This window comes from Vreelandella massiliensis (assembly GCF_900155385.1).
Taxonomy (GTDB): domain Bacteria; phylum Pseudomonadota; class Gammaproteobacteria; order Pseudomonadales; family Halomonadaceae; genus Vreelandella; species Vreelandella massiliensis.
Genome location: NZ_LT699745.1, coordinates 1,227,061 through 1,245,755, shown reverse-complemented (window position 1 = coordinate 1,245,755; position 18,695 = coordinate 1,227,061). Strand labels below are relative to the sequence as shown.

The 18,695-nt window shown below is 60.5% G+C and carries 16 protein-coding genes; 2 read left to right on the top strand and 14 right to left on the bottom strand.

Going from position 1 to position 18,695, the window contains the following annotated elements:
* Nucleotides 1-25: 25 nt before the first annotated feature.
* Nucleotides 26-466, bottom strand: a complete 441-nt coding sequence (gloA, locus tag BQ9846_RS10485) for a lactoylglutathione lyase (RefSeq protein WP_075880911.1) — start codon at nt 464-466, stop codon at nt 26-28.
* 52 nt (nt 467-518) lie between these two features.
* The gene (locus tag BQ9846_RS10480; protein ID WP_075880910.1) at nt 519-998 is read right to left on the bottom strand and encodes a DUF411 domain-containing protein; all 480 of its coding nucleotides are present in this window, start codon (nt 996-998) and stop codon (nt 519-521) included.
* A gap of 78 nt (nt 999-1,076) precedes the next feature.
* Between BQ9846_RS10480 and BQ9846_RS10475 the strand changes: the two genes are divergently transcribed.
* Complete coding sequence (locus BQ9846_RS10475; protein WP_075880909.1) at nt 1,077-2,144, top strand: metal-dependent hydrolase; 1,068 nt, start codon at nt 1,077-1,079, stop codon at nt 2,142-2,144.
* Nucleotides 2,145-2,168: 24 nt separating this feature from the next.
* On the opposite strand, the gene BQ9846_RS10470 is transcribed toward BQ9846_RS10475, so the two are convergent.
* The 7 genes from BQ9846_RS10470 to rho form a co-directional block, all read right to left on the bottom strand.
* A complete protein-coding gene (locus BQ9846_RS10470) occupies nt 2,169-2,885 on the bottom strand; it encodes an MliC family protein (protein WP_075880908.1) in 717 nt (238 codons plus the stop codon).
* 42 nt (nt 2,886-2,927) lie between these two features.
* Nucleotides 2,928-3,443, bottom strand: a complete 516-nt coding sequence (locus tag BQ9846_RS10465; RefSeq protein WP_075880907.1) for a DUF3087 family protein — start codon at nt 3,441-3,443, stop codon at nt 2,928-2,930.
* 82 nt (nt 3,444-3,525) lie between these two features.
* Nucleotides 3,526-4,599: a 3-deoxy-7-phosphoheptulonate synthase gene (locus BQ9846_RS10460; RefSeq protein WP_075880906.1), complete on the bottom strand. Its 1,074-nt coding sequence runs from the start codon at nt 4,597-4,599 to the stop codon at nt 3,526-3,528.
* A gap of 569 nt (nt 4,600-5,168) precedes the next feature.
* Nucleotides 5,169-5,294, bottom strand: a complete 126-nt coding sequence (locus BQ9846_RS17105) for a hypothetical protein (RefSeq protein ID WP_268874680.1) — start codon at nt 5,292-5,294, stop codon at nt 5,169-5,171.
* A gap of 136 nt (nt 5,295-5,430) precedes the next feature.
* Nucleotides 5,431-6,165 carry an NAD(P)H-flavin reductase gene (locus BQ9846_RS10450; protein ID WP_075880904.1) on the bottom strand — a complete coding sequence of 245 codons (735 nt, stop codon included), beginning with the start codon at nt 6,163-6,165 and terminating at the stop codon, nt 5,431-5,433.
* Between the two features lie 36 nt (nt 6,166-6,201).
* Nucleotides 6,202-7,701 carry a 4-hydroxy-3-polyprenylbenzoate decarboxylase gene (ubiD, locus tag BQ9846_RS10445; protein WP_075880903.1) on the bottom strand — a complete coding sequence of 500 codons (1,500 nt, stop codon included), beginning with the start codon at nt 7,699-7,701 and terminating at the stop codon, nt 6,202-6,204.
* A gap of 38 nt (nt 7,702-7,739) precedes the next feature.
* Nucleotides 7,740-8,999, bottom strand: a complete 1,260-nt coding sequence (rho, locus tag BQ9846_RS10440; protein WP_075880902.1) for a transcription termination factor Rho — start codon at nt 8,997-8,999, stop codon at nt 7,740-7,742.
* Nucleotides 9,000-9,448: 449 nt separating this feature from the next.
* Here rho and ppx point away from each other — a divergent pair, with 449 nt between their 5' ends.
* A complete protein-coding gene (gene ppx / locus BQ9846_RS10435) occupies nt 9,449-10,999 on the top strand; it encodes an exopolyphosphatase (RefSeq protein WP_075880901.1) in 1,551 nt (516 codons plus the stop codon).
* Here ppx and tilS read toward each other — a convergent pair.
* From tilS to lpxB, 5 genes are all read right to left on the bottom strand, one after another.
* Nucleotides 10,980-12,293 carry a tRNA lysidine(34) synthetase TilS gene (gene tilS, locus BQ9846_RS10430; RefSeq protein ID WP_075880900.1) on the bottom strand — a complete coding sequence of 438 codons (1,314 nt, stop codon included), beginning with the start codon at nt 12,291-12,293 and terminating at the stop codon, nt 10,980-10,982. The genes ppx and tilS overlap by 20 nt on opposite strands.
* Nucleotides 12,274-13,230 carry an acetyl-CoA carboxylase carboxyl transferase subunit alpha gene (gene accA / locus BQ9846_RS10425; RefSeq protein ID WP_075880899.1) on the bottom strand — a complete coding sequence of 319 codons (957 nt, stop codon included), beginning with the start codon at nt 13,228-13,230 and terminating at the stop codon, nt 12,274-12,276. Before accA ends, tilS begins: the two co-directional genes overlap by 20 nt.
* 104 nt (nt 13,231-13,334) lie before the next feature.
* Nucleotides 13,335-16,835 carry a DNA polymerase III subunit alpha gene (dnaE, locus tag BQ9846_RS10420; protein ID WP_075880898.1) on the bottom strand — a complete coding sequence of 1,167 codons (3,501 nt, stop codon included), beginning with the start codon at nt 16,833-16,835 and terminating at the stop codon, nt 13,335-13,337.
* A 75-nt stretch (nt 16,836-16,910) separates the two neighbouring features.
* Complete coding sequence (rnhB, locus tag BQ9846_RS10415) at nt 16,911-17,528, bottom strand: ribonuclease HII (protein ID WP_075880897.1); 618 nt, start codon at nt 17,526-17,528, stop codon at nt 16,911-16,913.
* Nucleotides 17,525-18,694, bottom strand: a complete 1,170-nt coding sequence (lpxB, locus tag BQ9846_RS10410) for a lipid-A-disaccharide synthase (protein WP_075880896.1) — start codon at nt 18,692-18,694, stop codon at nt 17,525-17,527. Before lpxB ends, rnhB begins: the two co-directional genes overlap by 4 nt.
* Nucleotide 18,695: the final 1 nt, after the last annotated feature.

Here is an 18,695-nt window from a genome sequence, read left to right as displayed (position 1 = left end):
TTTTGATAACGATCGAGTGCTCACTTTACCAACTTCCGGTGTTTTCCATGGATGCCCAAGGCTCCTTGGGCGGCAGGGCATCGCCTTTTTGCAACAGCTCGACGGAAATACCGTCGGGAGACTTCACAAACGCCATGTGGCCATCGTGTGGCGGGCGGTTGATCGTCACGCCGTTATCTTGAAGCTTCTGACACAGCGCGTAAATATCGTCCACCCGATAGGCCAAGTGGCCAAAGTTACGCCCGCCGCTGTACTCCTCGGGATCCCAGTTGTAGGTCAGTTCAAGCTCTGGGGCCTGCAGCTCCTCTGAGCGCTGTTCATCCTCCGGTGCGGTGAGAAAGACAAGGGTAAAACGCCCTTTCTCATTCTCCTTGCGGCGCACTTCTTTAAGGCCTAACAGGTCGCAGTAGAAATGTAGTGAAGCATCAATATCGCTAATGCGTACCATCGTGTGCAGATACTGCATTTCTCGCTCCTTATTAGCTGATTGCGTTCGGCTTGACGAATGGCGTTAACCGTTACTGCGCGTACTCGCGGAAAATTTCCGGTGCACGATTATCACGGGTAAACGTTAGCACCGCATAGTCATCCACGCGACCGGTCTCCATGCCCGGCGAGCCATGGGGCATGCCCGGTACGGCCAGACCCGCGACGTCCGGACGCTCGTCCAGCAGCGTTTGGATATCGTCGGCCGGCACGTGTCCTTCGATCACATAGCCATCAATAATGGCGGTGTGGCAGGAAGCCAGTTCAGGCGTGACCCCCTGTTCGATTTTCACCTGGCGCACGTCGCCGTCGCGATGGTGGTTCACCTCAAAGCCGTTCTCTTCAAGGTGCGCCACCCAAGCGCCACAGCAGCCGCAGTTAGGGTCGCTGTGAACGTCAATCGCAGGCGTGGCAAAGGCGAAAGGCGCTACAAAGAGCAGCGACAGACTCAAGGCGCGTTGGGCAAACCGCTTTTTACTTAGGCGCTTTTTAATTGGACAGAAGTGTAACATCTAGGCACCCTCTTAACAGACTGCGTATAATGAAAAGGCTTATCATATCTTAGCTGGCTTTACCCACAGGAGAAAGCGGTGGACTCTCTCACGCAAGCGGCGCTGGGCGCGGCCATTGGCGGTACCGTACTCGGAAAGCGCCTGGGGCGTAAGGCGATTTTACTTGGGGCCGTGGCAGGCACCCTGCCCGATCTGGATGTGGCCATCGACTACGGCGATGCGGTCGCTAACGTTACCCAGCACCGTGGGTTCAGCCACTCGCTTTTTGTTCTTGCTGGCGTAGGCGTGCTGCTCGCGTGGCTCTGTGCCCGCTTTCCCCCCGCGCGGGATATTTCCCTGCGCCAGTGGCTAACGTTCTTTTTACTGATACTGCTGACTCACCCGCTGCTCGATGCGCTTACCACCTACGGCACGCAGCTTTTCTGGCCGCTTGGCTCACCGCCTGTCGCTTGGCCCATCGTCTTTATCATCGACCCGATCTACTCGCTCTGCTTGATGATCGCGCTGGGAGCCGCGCTTCTGGGTCGCAACGTCAAGCGCCGCTGCGTTTGGGGGCTTGCGCTTTCGAGTGCGTACCTTCTGTTCGCCCTTGGGGCGAAAGGCGTCGTGATACAGCGACTCGAACCGGTGCTCGCCGCGCAAGGGATCGAGCAAGCCCCGCGACTCGTACAGCCCGCGCCGTTTACAACGCTACTGTGGCGCGCCACGGTGGTGGATGGCGACACGCAGTATGAGAGCTTAATCAGCCTGTTGGATGATGAGCCCCCGCTACTTGAGCCCCTCATCCGTCAAAGCCACCTTGACGCCGCTGCCGCTAACGACCGCCACCTTGCACGGCTACGCTGGTTCTCCGGGACATTTTTACGCTACGACATTGAGCGTAACGAGGATACCGAAGCGCTGTTGGTCACCGATGTGCGCCTGGGTTTCCCCGGTTTTTACCCCTTCACCTATAGGATCGCCACCCGCAACGGCGGGCAAACGAGTTGGCAGACGCGGGATGCATCGGAGCAGAAAGGGAGCGAGCGCAGTCTCGATCAGGCAACCCTTGAGCGTTTGGGCGCGCGCGCCCTGGGCGATCGTCGCGCTCTCTGCGCCACCGCTTTTGTTGAACCACGCTGGCGCCTAGCCCCGCCCTCTTGCTAAGGGCTCACGTGTTCACCGTACGTTTTATGGCGCGATGCCTTGCCCACAGCCGCTGTACTGCTCGCCATCCAGGGAGAGCGTCACCCGCGCGGGGAAGGGTTTGCCGCTCATGCTGTCAAAACAAGCCCCCGCTTCGATGCGCACGCGAAAAAAGCGTTCGGCGTCGGCGTTTTCCAGTACCACTCGGCCGGCGTCGTTGTCCATCACGCTCACCATGTAGGGCAGCGTTTGGGTTTGCTCACCGTAGTCGGTGGTCAGCGTAAGCGTTGGCGTGCTGCTTGAGAGCGCGACACTCCAGCCGGGTTCATTGCCACGGCCAAACAGCATCACGCCCGGGTGATCTTCACGGCTAAGCGCTTCTCGACTGATAGCACGCTGGCACTGTAGTTGGCCGCGCGGCGTCTCGACCTGGGCTTTATCGCCGCGGTTCCAGAAGCTAATCGCGCCATCTTGGTAGCGTGCACCATTGGCGACCACCGCCTGAGGCAAACGCCACGCCCCGTGCAGCGACCACAAGCGCAGCGTTTCGTCGTTAAAGGCGGTCACCAGATGCTGGCTTGCCGGCTCGCAGCGCCACCCCTCGAAGGTTTCCGCTTCGCCAGCAAAGAGCGCCGAAGGTAGCAACGGCGCGGTGGCCTTGCGGTTAGAGGCGCCGTGATCTGTCGCCTGGGTGGGCGCTGGCGTCGCGGCACACCCACTTACGAGCAGCGCGGCGAGGCTCAAGGTCAATAAGTGGCGCATAGTACGCTCCCTGTTGTGGTCTTGGATAAACGAACGCATAGGCTAACCGCGTTTAAACGCCTGCAAATCCTGCGGGTCAAAGCGGTCAACGTGCTCAGGCAGATCCAACTCCTCGCGTTTAAGCTTCACTTCCATTTTCTCTGCCAGTCGTTCGGCATCGTCATCGGTTGTGCGCCCGTTGAGTTCGGCTAGCTGAGACATGCCTTGATGGTAAAAGGTGAGGATATCCAGCGCGACGCGATTGTCCTCTTTCACTGCTTTACGCAGCGTGGGAAGATAACCGCTGATTTGCGAGAGGTGGTGCTTAAGCTGCCAGGCGTAGCGCACTTCGTTCATCCAGGGGCGATCTTTTAGCACGGCAAAAAGCGCACTAGTGGCTAAAAGACCCAGAAATACCCCCAAGGCATTGAGCCAAAGGCTGCTACCCAAGGCCGAGGTGAGCAGCAGGGAAAACAGCATTCCGAATATGATCAACTGCCCCGCCATGGCAAAGCTGATCATTCGCGCTTTGCGGCGGTATACCTCGGGCTCATACTGCTCTAGTTTAAACACTGCCATGGCCGGCCTCTTGTCGTGGCGATTAGCGAGAAAGGCCTCTATGATACGTGGCCGGCCACCGCGCACAAGCCTTCCGCGCCACCTACGCCAAGCGCTCGGCGGCAGTTTTCACAAGGTGCTCTGTCGCCTCCCAGCCGATACAGGCATCGGTGACCGAGACGCCGTAGCGCAGTGCGCCCGGCTTTAGCGGCTGCTTGCCTTCGTGCAGGTAGCTTTCGAGCATCAACGCCACGAGGTTGTTCTCACCTGCCTGACGCTGGGTGAGGACATCCAGCATCACTTCGCGCTGGCGGCGGTGGTCTTTGCGCGCGTTGGCGTGGCTGCAATCCACCATCAGGCGCGGATTTTGCCCGGCGTCGCGCAGCGCTGTCGTCGCGGCGTGTACATGGCGTGCCTGATAGTTGGGCTCGCCGTGGCCGCCACGTAGCACCAGATGGGTGTGCGGGTTGCCCTCGCTTTGCCGCGTTACCGGGCGGCCGTGCGCGTCCAGGGCGAAGCGATGATGCGGGTGGGCGGCGGCTTGCATGGCGTCAATCGCCACTTGTACATCGCCGCTGGTGGCGTTTTTAAACCCGACGGCGGCGCTTAAATCGCTGGCCAGCTCGCGGTGAAGCTGCGACTCGGTGGTACGCGCCCCGATCGCCACCCAGCTCAGCAGGTCGTCCAAGTAGGGCGCCAGCATGGGCTGCAAAATTTCAGTCGCCACCGGCAGCCCTCTTTCGGCCACGCAATGCATCACGTCACGCGAAAGCGCAAGCCCTTTGGCCATATCGCCGGCGCCATTGAGATCGGGATCGTACGCCAGCCCCTTCCAGCCGATCGCGGTGCGTGGCTTTTCCACGTAAACCCGCATCACCGGTACCACCTGCCCACTCACCTCTTCGCTTAAGTGCGCTAGGCGCTCGGCATACTCGATAGCCGCGCTTGGGTCGTGGATGGAGCAAGGCCCCACCACGACCAATAGACGACCGTCCTCGCCGCGAAGAATGCGGTTTACCGCATCACGGTGGTGCGCAATGTTTGACGTTAGCGCATCGCTCAGCGGCAGGGAGGCGCGTAGCTCGGCGGGGGTTGGGAGCAGCGCGGTGGCAGTCTCGGTGATGGGTAACGCGGTTGACGTGCTCGTCGTCTCAAGTGTTTTAGCGGGGGCGTTCATGGATCAACTCTCCGTGTTCAAGGAGTCATTTAAGGGACATCGTGGGTGCAACTCGCCATCGACAACGGCGCGACCGGAGATGGCAGCTGTCACCGATCGCGCGGCGCTAAATCGCCAGCCATTGCCCGCATATCCGTGTACATAGCCGTTAACGGTGGCAAAAGCGAAAGCGCGATAGGTCATGGTGCTGCTCCTTGGGTGGATAGTGTTGATTGTGTGGTGTTGCAGTCTCTTCTAAACAGATGACAAAAACGCGAAAGCCCCGGCTGGGGTTACCAACCAGGGCTTTCGCGGCAGGCAACCCGTGGGGTGTGCCTGTTGGCGCGACGCTAGGCGTCGGCCACGGGCACACCGTGGCTAAACCAATAGCCAAAATAGACGCCAGCCTTAGCTGGAGCGATTACGACGTAGCGTGTCGGCGAGGTCATGATCATCGTCTATTTCCGTGGGGTTGTGTGTTACGAACAAAGCAATAACTTGATCGTGCCTGCTTTACGTGACGTTGACAAGGGCTTGTCGTACAACTTTGGTTATCAACATGAGCGTAAAGCGATTAACCACTAACGCTATCAGCCATTAAAGTACTGAACCCAGCCAATAGTCCCGGGAAGCGCGCTCATGCTCACTAGCACGATCAATCCCAATGCAACGGAAAGAAATCCCGAGCTGTCTTCAAAGTTTTCGTCATGGGCCATGAAAGCCTCCTTATCGTAGGTGACGTTGTCAGGGGGCAACAACAGGGCCATTTTACCCAATATTGGCGGCAACGACGAGGCTAACAGCCGCACAAACACCCACTAGCACTTTATTAACAACACGTTATCGGCTGATTTAACGCGGCGCGTAGCTGAAGACATCGGAAAACATCTGGGTGTTATCAAACCCTTTCTCGGTCAAAATATCCACGCAGGCATAGACCATGCCCGGCGACCCGGAGAGATACACCTCGCACGGCGAAGGTGAGAGCGGCTCGGCTTCAAGCGCTTCGTCCACGCGGCCCAGGTGATGAAGAATCCGCTCGCCCTGGGGCATTGGCTCGGTGAGGGGGAACTCCGTGACCGCGTGAAAGGTAAACGCGGGGTGCTGTTGCGCCCATTGGCAGGCCAGGGACTCAAGGTAAATGTCGCGATGCTCGCGTGCGGCCCACCACAGGTCAATCTTGCGGTTGGGCTGGTGAGCCAGCACCGCCTCGACGATCGCTTTCATCTGCGCAAAACCGGTGCCGGCAGCGACAAGCATTAGCGGCCGTGTGCTTTCCAGGTCCACGGTGCAGTCACCGCCGGGCAGACGAACCGTCAATTGGTTCGCCACCTGCAAAAGGTCACGCAGGCGTGCGGAGTTATCACGCTCCGGCCAGTGCTGAATATGCAGCTCAAGCTGACCGTCGCCGCGATCGGCGCTGGCGATCGAGAAGGGTACCCAGATATCGCCCTCTAGGTGCATTTCCAGATACTGCCCCGGGGCGTGACGCATCGCTTCGGCACGTCCGTGGAGCGTGACCCCGAATACATCGGGGTTTAAGTCTTCTACCTCGGTGACTTGGCAAGTCAACGTCCTTGCGCTCATGAAAGCCTCAATTATTGTGTCAAACAGGGGAACCGCTTACTCACACCCTTGGCGTGCCGCTGGCAGCGGAATACCAATACCCAGCGCTTCCCAGCGCTGGTCGACACGGGTTTTCACCGCCTCGTCCATGGTGATGGGCACGCCCCACTCGCGGTCGGTTTCTCCCGGCCACTTATTGGTCGCATCCCACCCCATTTTGGAACCCAGACCCGATACCGGCGAGGCGAAATCAAGATAATCGATCGGCGTGTTTTCGATAATCACCGTGTCGCGTGCCGGGTCCATTCGCGTGGTCATCGCCCAAATCACATCCTCCCAATTACGCGCATCGACGTCGTCATCGAGCACCACCACAAACTTGGTGTACATGAACTGACGCAAAAAGCTCCAGACGCCCATCATCACCCGCTTGGCGTGACCGGGGTACTGCTTTTTCATCGTCACTACCGCCATGCGGTAGGAGCAGCCTTCCGGCGGCAAGTAGAAGTCGACAATTTCAGGAAACTGCTTACGTAGGATGGGCACGAACACTTCGTTGAGCGCCACGCCGAGAATCGCCGGTTCATCCGGCGGCCGGCCCGTGTAGGTGGAGTGGTAAATCGCATCGCGACGCTGGGTGATGCGCGTCACGGTAAACACGGGAAAGTGGTCGACCTCGTTGTAGTAACCGGTGTGATCGCCAAACGGGCCTTCCGGGGCCATGTCGTCGGGGTAGATAAAACCTTCGAGGATGATTTCACTCGACGCCGGCACTTCAAGCGCGGCATGGCCACACTTCACAAGCTCGGTGCGCGAGCCTCTCAAAAGCCCGGCAAAAGCGTACTCGGAGAGCGTATCCGGCACCGGCGTCACCGCCCCGAGAATGGTCGCCGGGTCAGCCCCCAACGCCACCGCCACCGGGAAAGGCTCACCCGGGTGTGCTTTTTGGAACTCTTGAAAGTCGAGCGCGCCGCCGCGGTGCGACAGCCAGCGCATGATAAGCCGATTCTTGCCGATTTTTTGCTGGCGATAGATTCCCAGATTTTGGCGTTTTTTGTGCGGGCCTTGAGTGACCACCAATGCCCAGGTCACCAGCGGGGCGGCATCCCCCGGCCAGCAGTGCTGAATCGGCAGGCGATCCAGGTCGACCTCGTCACCCTCAAACACCACGTCCTGCACCGGCGCCCGCTTGACCGTCTTCGGCCCCATGCTCAGCACCTGCTTGAAGATGGGCAGCTTCGACCAGGCATCCTTCACGCCTTTGGGCGGGTCGGGCTCCTTTAAAAACGCCAAGAGCTTGCCGACTTCGCGCAGCGCCTCGACCGAGTCTTCGCCCATGCCCAGCGCCACCCGCTTGGGCGTGCCGAACAGGTTGCCCAAAAGCGGCATGTCGTGACCTTTGACGTTCTCAAACAGCAGCGCCGGGCCGCCGGCGCGCAGCGTGCGGTCGCAGATTTCGGTCACTTCCAGGTAGGGGTCAACTTCTGCGCTAATACGCTTAAGCTCGCCCTGCGCCTCCAGGGCGGCGATGAAATCCCGCAGGTCATGGTACTTCACTGATGGCTCCCCGGCTGAGGTAGGGCGGCGAGAGCGCCTTAGCGGCGCTTCATGGCCTCAAAAAACTCCAAGTTGGTTTTGGTGTCTTTGAGACGGTCGATCAAGAACTCCGTCGCGGCGATATCGTCCATCGGATTGAGCAGCTTGCGCAGAATCCACATTCGCTGCATCTCCTCTTCGGAGGCGATCAAATCTTCACGGCGGGTCCCGCTGCGGCGGATATTGATGGCGGGGAAGACGCGCTTTTCGGCTAGCTTGCGGTCGAGGTGCGCTTCCATGTTACCGGTGCCCTTGAACTCCTCGAAGATCACTTCGTCCATCTTCGAACCGGTATCCACCAGCGCCGTGGCGATAATCGTCAGGCTGCCGCCCTCTTCGATATTACGCGCAGCACCAAAGAACCGTTTGGGCTTTTCCAGCGCGTGGGCGTCCACACCGCCGGTCAGCACCTTGCCGGAGCTTGGCACCACGGTGTTGTAGGCCCGCGCCAGGCGGGTGATGGAGTCGAGCAGGATGACCACGTCTTTCTTGTGCTCGACCAGGCGCTTGGCTTTCTCGATGACCATTTCGGCGACTTGCACATGGCGCGCCGGCGGCTCATCAAAGGTCGAGGCGACCACTTCGCCGCGCACGGTACGCGACATCTCGGTCACTTCCTCCGGGCGCTCATCGATCAGCAGAACGATCAGATGGCACTCGGGGTTATTGCGCGTGATCGAGGTGGCGATGTTCTGCAGCATCAGCGTCTTACCCGCCTTGGGCGGCGACACCAGCAGACCCCGCTGCCCTTTGCCGATAGGTGCGGTGAGATCGATGATGCGCGAGGTGAGGTCTTCCGTCGAGCCGTTGCCGATCTCCATGAACATACGTTCATCGGGGAACAGCGGCGTCAAGTTCTCGAACAGAATCTTGTGCTTGGCGTTCTCCGGGCGATCGAAGTTGATCTGGCTGACCTTGAGCAGGGCAAAATAGCGCTCGCCTTCTTTTGGCGGACGAATTTTCCCGGCAATGGAGTCACCCTTGCGCAGGTTAAAGCGGCGAATTTGGGAGGGCGAGACGTAAATATCGTCCGGCCCAGCGAGGTAAGAGCTGTCGGCGCTGCGCAGGAAGCCAAAGCCATCCTGAAGAATTTCCAGCACACCGTCGCCGTAGATATCCTCACCGCTTTTGGCGTGTTTCTTAAGGATGGCGAAAATGATGTCCTGCTTGCGCGAACGGGCGAGGTTGTCGATCCCCATCTCGCGGGCAATATCGAGCAGCTCGGGAACGGGTTTTTGCTTAAGTTCAGTGAGATTCATCGGTGTGTTAGAACGTTGCTCATGAAAGCTAGGCGCCAGGCGCCGGAAATAAGAAAGGAGGCATGAAGCGACGATGTCAACCGCTACGTCGCAGGGTGCGTTCAGATCCCGGGAGGCACGCGCTCGAAGAAAGACACTGCTGAACGTGATGTGCTGCGCTCAGCGCGAGGGTGCTAACACTTACTGATCCCTTGAGTACATGGATTCGAAAAAAGGAATCCGACATACCGGCGGGCAATCTGACGACTTGGACATCGGAACAGCTTGGCATTGAACGAACCAAGCCTGAGGCGACCGAAGAGTGCATTGCCAAAAGTGTATAGCAAGCCGATTCGGATCAAACCAGTTGCCAGATGGTAGTCAAGCGCTGCGCTAAACGCAAGCCTTCGGCAATTGACAATCAAGATAGTGCCCCGCAACCTTGGCATAGCCAACCTGAAGGATAGCGCATGCCCAAGGACATCTTGCTCCCGACTTACGATACGCTGCCTGGTCTATCCCACAGTATCGCTGACGGCCCCGAACCCCGTCGGTTAGCCGCGATTGACCTAGGCTCTAACAGTTTTCACCTACTGGTCGCCAACTATCAAAACGAGCGGCTGCAGGTCGTCGCGCGCCTGGGGGAAAAAGTCCAGCTTGCCGCGGGGCTAGACGATGAGGGCTTCTTAAGCGATGCGGCCATGCAGCGCGCGCTCGACTGTCTCGCCCGCTTCGCGCCGTTCTTAAGCGACATCCCCCCCGCGCAGCTGCGCATTGTCGGCACCAACGCCCTGCGCGATGCGCACAATAGCCAGACGTTTATCGACCTGGCAGAAGCACAGCTTGGTCACCCCATCGAGATCATCGCCGGGCGCGAAGAGGCACGTTTAATCTACCTAGGCGCGGCACACGCGCTGGCCGAGAGCGGTCGCCGGCTGATTGTCGATATCGGCGGCGGCTCGACCGAATTGATTATTGGCGAGGCGTTTGAGCCTAGGGCGCTTGAGAGCCTGCGCATGGGCTGCGTGACATTTTCACGCCGCTTCTTTGCGGACGGTGACTTAAGCGAGAAGCGTATGCGCAAAGCAGAGCTTGCCGCGCGCTCTGAAATCGCCAATATCTTGCGCCCCTACCAGCGCCTAGGGTGGGAGGACCCGGTGGGCTCCAGCGGCACCATTAAAGCCGTGGCCAGCGTGCTGCACGCCTACGCCGACACCCCACAGGAAGGCCTCATCACGCACGCGGGGCTAAAAAAACTGCGCGAGCGCATCATCAAGTGCAAACACGTGGATAAAGTCGCCCTTGATGGTCTAAAGCCCGACCGCGCCAAGGTTTTCCCCGCCGGTGTGGCGATTTTAAGCGCCATTTTTGAAGCCTTTGAGCTTGAGCAGATGCGCTATGCCGACGGCGCCCTACGCGAAGGCGTGCTTTTCGATATGGCCGGGCGCAACAGCGCCGAGGACTCGCGGCTAAAAAGCTTAGAGACGCTTAAGCGTTGCTACGATGTGGATACCCGTCAGGCGGAAAACGTCGCCGACACCGCCCATCGACTCTTTGCGGCGGTGCGGGAGGCGTGGCAGCTCAGTGAGGACCACCGGCGCTATTTATGCTGGGCAAGCGACGTCCATGAAATTGGCCTCGCCATTTCACACAGCCAGTTTCACCGCCACGGCGCTTACCTACTGGAGCACTCGGACCTTCCCGGTTTTTCACGCCCCGAGCAGCGGCTACTGGCGTTTTTGGTGCGCGCTCATCGGCGCAAGTTTCCGCTAAAAGAGTGGCAAGCGCTGCCCAAAGCGCAACAAAGCGTTTGTGCCCGGCTCGCGCGGCTGCTGCGTTTAAGCGTACTCCTTAACCATTCGCGCCCTGAGACCCCACCGCCACTGCCCGAGCTGAGCGTCAAGGGCGAGGCACTGCACATTGCACTGCCCGAAAGCGACGAGCCTACTCTACTTAGCACCGATTTGGAGCAGGAGCAGGCCTACTTGGAGGCGGCTGGCTTCACGCTTGCGGTGCGCTAGCTCCCTCCCACAAGACCGTCCACCCTGCCGCTTGCCAATAGCATCCGGTGGGCGGATGCAATGCCGCCACGCAGTGTAAAAGCGCGCCATCGGGGTGCGCTTTCCAAATCACGACCACCCGTTCGCGCTCCCACGGCGGAATGCGAGTTTCCTGCAGCAGCCGCTTGAGATCGCGCCGACCGCGCGCGGGGAGTTCCAAGACCTCACCGCCCTGACGCCAAGTGGCCATCAACGGCGCTTGACTCACGACCGAAAGCGGAACCTCGCCCAAAGGCGTCACCAGCGGCGCGCGCCCGTTCCACCAGGTTTGCCAGGCGGGCAGCGGCGCGCGCGCAGGCATAAGGTAGAGCCTTTGTTGCCACACCCGCGCCTCGGCGGCTTCCCATGTAACGCACACCTGAGCATCGTTGGCGGCGTCTAGCTGCGTCAGCAAGCTCTCCAGGCGCTTACGTGGTGGCGTGGCGATCCCCCGCTGCTGGCAGAAGCGGCGGATTAAAAGCCGCTGACGCGCCGGACAGCGCTGCCTAAGCGCCTTTGCGTCAAGCTGCCCCGGCCCGCATGTCAGCGCGTTGAGCTCCTCGGCCGCATACTCGCCCAAGAGCGCATCGGCCTCGCCGGCCTGTTCGGCGCTTGCGGCAAAAGCGCCCCGCACCTGCGGCCAGCGCTCGGCGAGCACCGGCAAGACGCGGTGGCGTAAGAAGTTACGATCAAAGTGCGTATCGCAGTTGGAAGGGTCATCGCACCACTGAAGATCCAGCGCCTGCGCGGCACTTTCCAGGCGCTGCTTGGGCACGTCTCGCCAGGGGCGAATAAGCCATACGCCGCGCCACTCCCGCACGCGGGGCATCGCGGCCAACCCCCGGATGCCGCTACGCCGCAGGGCGGCGAGAAGAAAGGTTTCGGCTTGGTCATCTTGGTGCTGCGCCAGCCAAAGCGTATCGCCGGGTGGAATATGCGTGGCAAAAGCGCCGTAGCGTGCCTCGCGCGCCGCGCCTTCGACACCTTGACCGCTCGGCTCCACCGTCACCCGGGCGAGGGTCAAGGGTACGTTGAGGCGCTGACAGAGCGCTTGGCAGTGCTGTTCAAAGGCATCGGCAGCCGTTTGCAGGCCGTGATGCACATGCATCGCCCTTAGCGGTATTTGCGCCTCTTTGCACACGGCGGCGGCGAGGGTGAGCAAAAGCGTTGAGTCCAGCCCGCCGGAAAGCGCCACCCAAACAGAGCGCCCCGGTGGGGTCTCCACCAGGGCGCTTTGCAATCGCGTTAACAGCGGCTCAAGCGGCGGGCGCGCCATAGCTCATCAACCGCTCGTAGCGCCGCGCGAGCAGCGTGTCGGTATCCATCGCCTGCAGGCGCTCAAGGCTTGCATCGAGCGTCTCTTTAACGCGCTCGGCGGTGGTGATCGGGTGGCGATGCGCGCCGCCGAGCGGCTCTTTCACCAAGGCGTCGACAAAGCCGAGCTCCTTTAAACGCTCGGCGGTGATGCCCATCGCCTGCGCCGCGTCGGAGGCTTTTTCGGCGCTCTTCCATAGAATCGACGCGCAGCCCTCAGGCGAGATCACCGAGTAGGTCGAGTATTGCAGCATGTGCAGCTCGTCGCACACGCCGATCGCCAGCGCCCCGCCCGAGCCGCCTTCGCCGACAACGGTGGAGATAATCGGCGTTTTGAGCCGCGACATCACCGCCAAGTTGTAAGCAATCGCCTCGGACTGGCCGCGCTCCTCGGCGTCGATGCCCGGGTAGGCCCCTGGGGTGTCGATAAACGTCAGCACCGGCATGTTGAAGCGCTCAGCCATCTCCATTAACCGGCACGCTTTGCGATAGCCTTCTGGGCGCGGCATGCCAAAATTGCGCCGCACTTTCTCTTTTACGTCGCGGCCTTTCTGGTGGCCAATCACCATCACGGGCTTATCGTTAAGCCGGGCGACGCCGCCGACGATTGCCGCGTCATCGGCAAAGCGGCGATCGCCGTGCAGCTCATCAAAGTCGGTAAAAATGTGCTCAAGATAATCCAGCGTATAGGGGCGCTGTGGATGCCGCGAAAGCTGTGACACCTGCCAAGGCGTCAAGTCCTTGAAGATCGACTCGGTGAGCTTGCGGCTCTTCTCCTCCAAGCGCTCAATCTCATCGGAGAGATTGACTTGGCTGTCGGTACTGACCAAACGCAGCTCTTCAATTTTTGCCTGCAGCTCGGCAATCGGCTGTTCAAAATCGAGGTAATTAGGATTCATCGGCTAAGCCTGTAAAAATTAAGCCTTCTCGGAACGCGCAATAGTGCCACGCATTATCGCACCCTATCCTTGTCACGCAAGCGCTGGCACCGTAACACCCGTTGTTAACGATAGCGCAGTTGAACACCCGCCTGGCCCTGCACGTCTTGCAGCGCCAGCAATAGATCGTCACTCGGCGCCACTCGCCACTCGGCGGCCAGTTCAAACCACGCCGTGGCCTCGGGGTGGCGATACTGCAGCCGCACGGGCAAGCCTTCGCTGTCGCGATAGGGCGTCAAGCTATCGCGCAGGGTCTCGACCAAACGACCGTTAATGCGCTCAGCTACCAGCGCCACATCGACGGATTCGCCATAACGCACCCTTGCGGCGACCATGGGCGTGACGTCTTTACCGCGCAATTTTAGTCCGCCCGAGTAGTCATCGCTTGAGACATCACCTTCAACGATCAACACCTGATCGGACTCGATCTGGCCGCGCAACTGGTCGAAAAGCTCGCCAAATAGCGATGCCTCGATACGCCCGGTGCGATCATCCAGGGTAATAAACGCCATGGTGTCGCCACGCTTGGACTTCATCGTGCGCACGCCGACCACCAATCCGGCGACGCGCTGCGGCTCCCGGGAGGGGGATAAGTCGGCGATGCGGGTGGAGACAAAGCGCTTCAACTCGCGCTCGTACTCGTCGATGGGGTGCCCGGTGAGATAAAGCCCCAGGGTCTCTTTTTCGCCCGCCAAGCGCTCGCGGTCGCTCCACTCGCGCACGCCCCGATACTCAGCGTAAACATCGTTATCCTCGGCGGCCGCGAAGGCGTCACCGAACATATCCAGCATACCTAAGTTCTGGTTGGTATGGTTCTGCGCGGCGGCCTTAAGCGCATCCTCCATCGCCGCGGCGAGCACCGCCCGATGGGGACCTAAGTTATCCAGCGCGCCGGAGCGAATCAGCGCTTCCAGCGTGCGCTTATTCATGCGTTTGGGGTCGATGCGCCGGCAGAAGTCGAACAGGTCGGTAAACGGCCCTTCGGCTTCACGCGCCTCGACAATCGCACCGATGGGCCCTTCGCCTACCCCGCGAATCGCCCCTAGGCCATACACCACACGGCCCTCAACATCGACGGTGAACTTGTAGCCGCCCACGTTGACGTCTGGGGGCGTCACGGTGAGCTTGAGGTGGCGACACTCCTCGATCAGCGGCACGACCTTATCCAGGTTGTCCATTTCGGTGGACATTACCGCGGCCATGAAGGGCCCCGGGTAGTGCGCCTTGAGCCACGCCGTTTGGTAGGAGACCAGCGCGTAGGCCGCCGAGTGCGACTTGTTAAAGCCGTAGCCAGCAAACTTCTCCACCAGGTCGAAGATATTCCCCGCGAGGTCTTTATCGATCCCGTTGGCCGCGCAGCCGTCCATGAAGCCGGCGCGCTGCTTGGCCATCTCCTCGGGCTTTTTCTTACCCATGGCGCGGCGCAGCATATCCGCCTGGCCGAGGCTGTAGCCCGCCATCACCTGGGCAATCTGCATCACCTGCTCTTGGTAAAGAATGATGCCGTAGGTGGGCTTGAGCACCGGCTCGAGCAGCTTGTGCTGATAGTCCGGGTGCGGATAAGAGACCTCCGCGCGACCGTGTTTACGGTTAATAAAGTCGTCCACCATGCCCGACTGCAGCGGCCCCGGGCGGAACAGGGCCACCAGCGCGATCATATCGTCGAGCGAATCGGGCAACAGGCGCTTGATCAACTCCTTCATGCCGCGGGATTCGAGCTGAAACACCGCCGTGGTTTCGGCGCGCTTGAGCATGTCAAAGGTCGGCACGTCATCCAGCGGGATGGCATCGATATTGAGTGGCTCCTCCCCGCTCGCCGCGCGCACCTTATCGACCATCTCTAGCGCCCAGTCGATGATGGTGAGGGTGCGCAGCCCCAGGAAGTCGAACTTCACCAGGCCGGCTTCCTCGATATCGTTTTTATCGAACTGCACCATCAGTCCCGAGCCATCTTCGTCGCACAAAAGCGGCGCGAAGTCGGTCAGCTTCGTAGGGGCGATGACCACGCCGCCGGCGTGTTTGCCGGTGCCACGGGTGACGCCTTCCAGCTTGCGCGCCATCTCCCAAATCTCGCCGGCTTCGTCGTCGTCCTCGACAAACGCCTGAAGCGCGGGCTCGGCGTCAATCGCCTTGGAAAGCGTCATTCCGACCTCAAACGGAATCAGCTTGGAGAGCTTATCGCCGAGCGAATAGGGCTTGCCTTGCGCGCGGGCCACGTCGCGCACCACCGCCTTGGCGGCCATGGTGCCGAACGTGACGATCTGCGACACCGCATCGCGTCCGTAGCGCTCGGCGACATACTCGATCACCCGGTCGCGCTTCTCCATACAGAAGTCAACGTCGAAGTCGGGCATCGATACACGTTCGGGGTTTAGGAAGCGCTCAAACAGCAGGTCGTAACCGATCGGGTCGAGGTCGGTGATCTTCTGGGCGTACGCCACCAGCGACCCAGCGCCGGAGCCCCGTCCCGGCCCTACCGGAACCTGGTTATCCTTGGCCCACTGGATAAAGTCCATCACGATCAAGAAGTAGCCGGGGAACCCCATCTGGATGATGATATCGAGCTCGAAATCGAGCCGCTCCCGATAGCGCTTGTCGATGGCCTGGTAGTCGCTACCTTCGCGGGGGTATTGCGCTGGCGGAAAGAGAAAATCCAGCCGCTCGGTCAGGCCATCGTGGGAGACCTTGCGAAAAAACTCATCCTGGGTCATGCCCTCGGGGATTTCGAACTCGGGCAGGAAGATTTCGCCCAAACGCACGTCGACGCTGCAGCGCTTGGCGATCATGACGCTGTTTTCCAACGCCTCAGGGATATCCGCGAACAGCTCGGCCATCTCGGCGGGGCTTTTCAGGTACTGCTCTTCGGCGTACTTGCGCTCGCGGCGTGGGTCGTCTAGGGCCTTGCCCTCGCCGATCGCCACGCGGGTTTCATGGGCCCAGAAGTCGTCGCGCTCAAGAAAGCGCACGTCGTTAGTGGCGACCACCGGCGTGCCGGTATCGAGGGCGAGCCTGACGCTTGCATGCACACAGGCCTCTTCAAGCGGCCGCCCCGTGCGGGTCAGCTCCAGATAGAAGCGCTCGGGGAAGGCTTCCTGCCACTCATGCAGCAGCGCCTTGGCATCTGCGTAGTGCTCAGACAGCAAGTGACGACCGATTTCGCCGTCGCGCGCGCCCGAGAGCGCAATCAGCCCCTCGCTTTGGGCCAGCACCCAGCGCTTGTCGAGAATCGCCCGCCCTTGACGCTGGCCCTTGGTCCAGCCTTTCGAAATCAGCTCGGTCAGGTTGCGATACCCCGTCTCGTTCATAGCCAACAGCGTGATCCGATACGGGTGGACCTCATCGTGGGGATTATGCAGCCACAGATCGCTGCCAATAATCGGCTTGATACCGGCGCCCTGGGCGGCGGTATAGAATTTCACCAGCCCAAATAGGTTCGCCTCGTCCGTGAGCGCCACTGCGGGCATCTCCTGCTCAGCGGTGGCGGCGACCAGTGGCTTAAGCTTGACCAGGCCATCGACCAGGGAGTATTCGCTGTGTATGCGCAAATGGACAAACGGAACCGTCATAAGAATCTCGCCGCTGGGCAAATAAAGTACATGGATAACAGGGGTTAAATAACAGGGATTAAATACAGGACAGCGTTATAGCAAAACGAGCTGTCGCTTCACCGGAGCAAAACTTTGGCGATGCTCAGGCAGAGGGCCGTGGGCGTCCAGCGCGGCCAGGTGTTCCGTCGTCGCGTAACCTTTATGGCGGGCGAAGCCGTACTCCGGATGGCGCGCATCCAGCGCGACCATCTGCGCATCGCGGGCCACCTTGGCCAGAATCGATGCAGCGGCAATCGCATGATGGCGCAAATCGCCCTTCACCACCGCTTGGCCCGGGAGTGCGTGGCCTGGCTGGCGATTACCGTCGACCAGCAAATACTCCGCTGCGGGGCTAAGTCCGTCGATCGCGCGGCGCATGGCCAAGTGCGTGGCATGAAAGATATTGAGCGTATCGACCTCAGCCGCCGAGGCCTCGGCGACGCAAAACGCCAAGGCTTTCTGGCGAATCTCCTCGTCGAGGGCTTCGCGCTTTCGCGCGGTGAGCTTTTTGGAGTCGGTAAGCCCGTCAATCGGCATCGCCGGGTTCAAGATAACGGCAGCGGCGACCACACTGCCGACGAGGGGTCCGCGCCCCACTTCATCAATGCCCGCGAGTCGATCGCCTTGGTAGGCGATTTCCAGGGGCGGCCAAGCGGCGATTTCTGTGCTCATGTTTCACCTTGAACAAGCGGCTGCCCGGCGGCGATCGCTTCAATCGCCTGTGCCGCGCGTTGGTTGGCGCCGCGCTGTAGCTGGGCATGCATGGCGGCAAAGCGCGCTTCCAGCGCCTCGCACTCGGCGGGCTGCAAAAGCAACTTCCCGAGTTCGCCGGCGATCGCCTCGGCGCTTGCGGCGTCTTGAATCAACTCCGGCACCAGGGTCTCTTGGGCGATAAGATTGGGCAGCGAGATCCAGCGCGTTTTGACCAGCCGCTTGGCCAACCAGTGCGTGGCCGGCGCCATCTTATAAGCGACCAGCATGGGGCGATGACAGAGCATCGCCTCCAGCGCGGCGGTGCCCGAGGTCAGAAGCACCATGTCGCTTGCCACCATCGCCTCGCGTGCGTGACCATCAAGCAAGGTCACCCGTTGGGAGAGTGCTGGGTACGCCGTTAGCAGCGTTTTGAGCTCTTGGAAACGGGCCGGGGTGGCAGCAGGGATCACAAAATTAAGCGTGGGGAAACGCTCACTGAGTGTTAACGCGGCGGCGAAAAACGTCGCCCCCATAAAGCGGATCTCATTCGCCCGGGAGCCTGGCAGTAGCGCCAAAAGCGGCCCTTCGGCAGCTAACCCAAGCGCTTCCCGAGCTACGCGGCGGTCGGTATCGAGTGGCAGCTCGTCGGCGAGCGGGTGGCCGACAAAGGCAACCGGCACGCGGTGCGCGCGGTAAAAATCGGCCTCGAACGGCAGTAGCGTCAGCATGCCATCGACCGCACGGGCGATTTTTTTTACCCGCCCTTGGCGCCACGCCCATACCGAGGGACTCACATAGTGCGCGGTTTTGATCCCCGCAGCGTGCAGGGCGCGCTCCAAGCCTAAGTTAAAATCGGGCGCGTCTATCCCTAACATTAGATCCGGCTGCCACGCCAGGGCATCGGCTTTGAGCGTTTTGCGTACCTTGAGAAGCTCAGGCAAGTGCTTCAGCACTTCCACCAGCCCCATCACCGAGAGGGTTTCCAGCGGAAAACGGCTTTGCATCCCCAGCTCGATCATGCGCGGCCCGCCGATACCGCGAAACTCAATCCCCGGATGGCGCGCTTTCAGCTCACGCATCAGGCCCGCGCCGAGGATATCGCCCGATAACTCACCGGCCACGATGTAGATGCGCTTAAGCGTCATG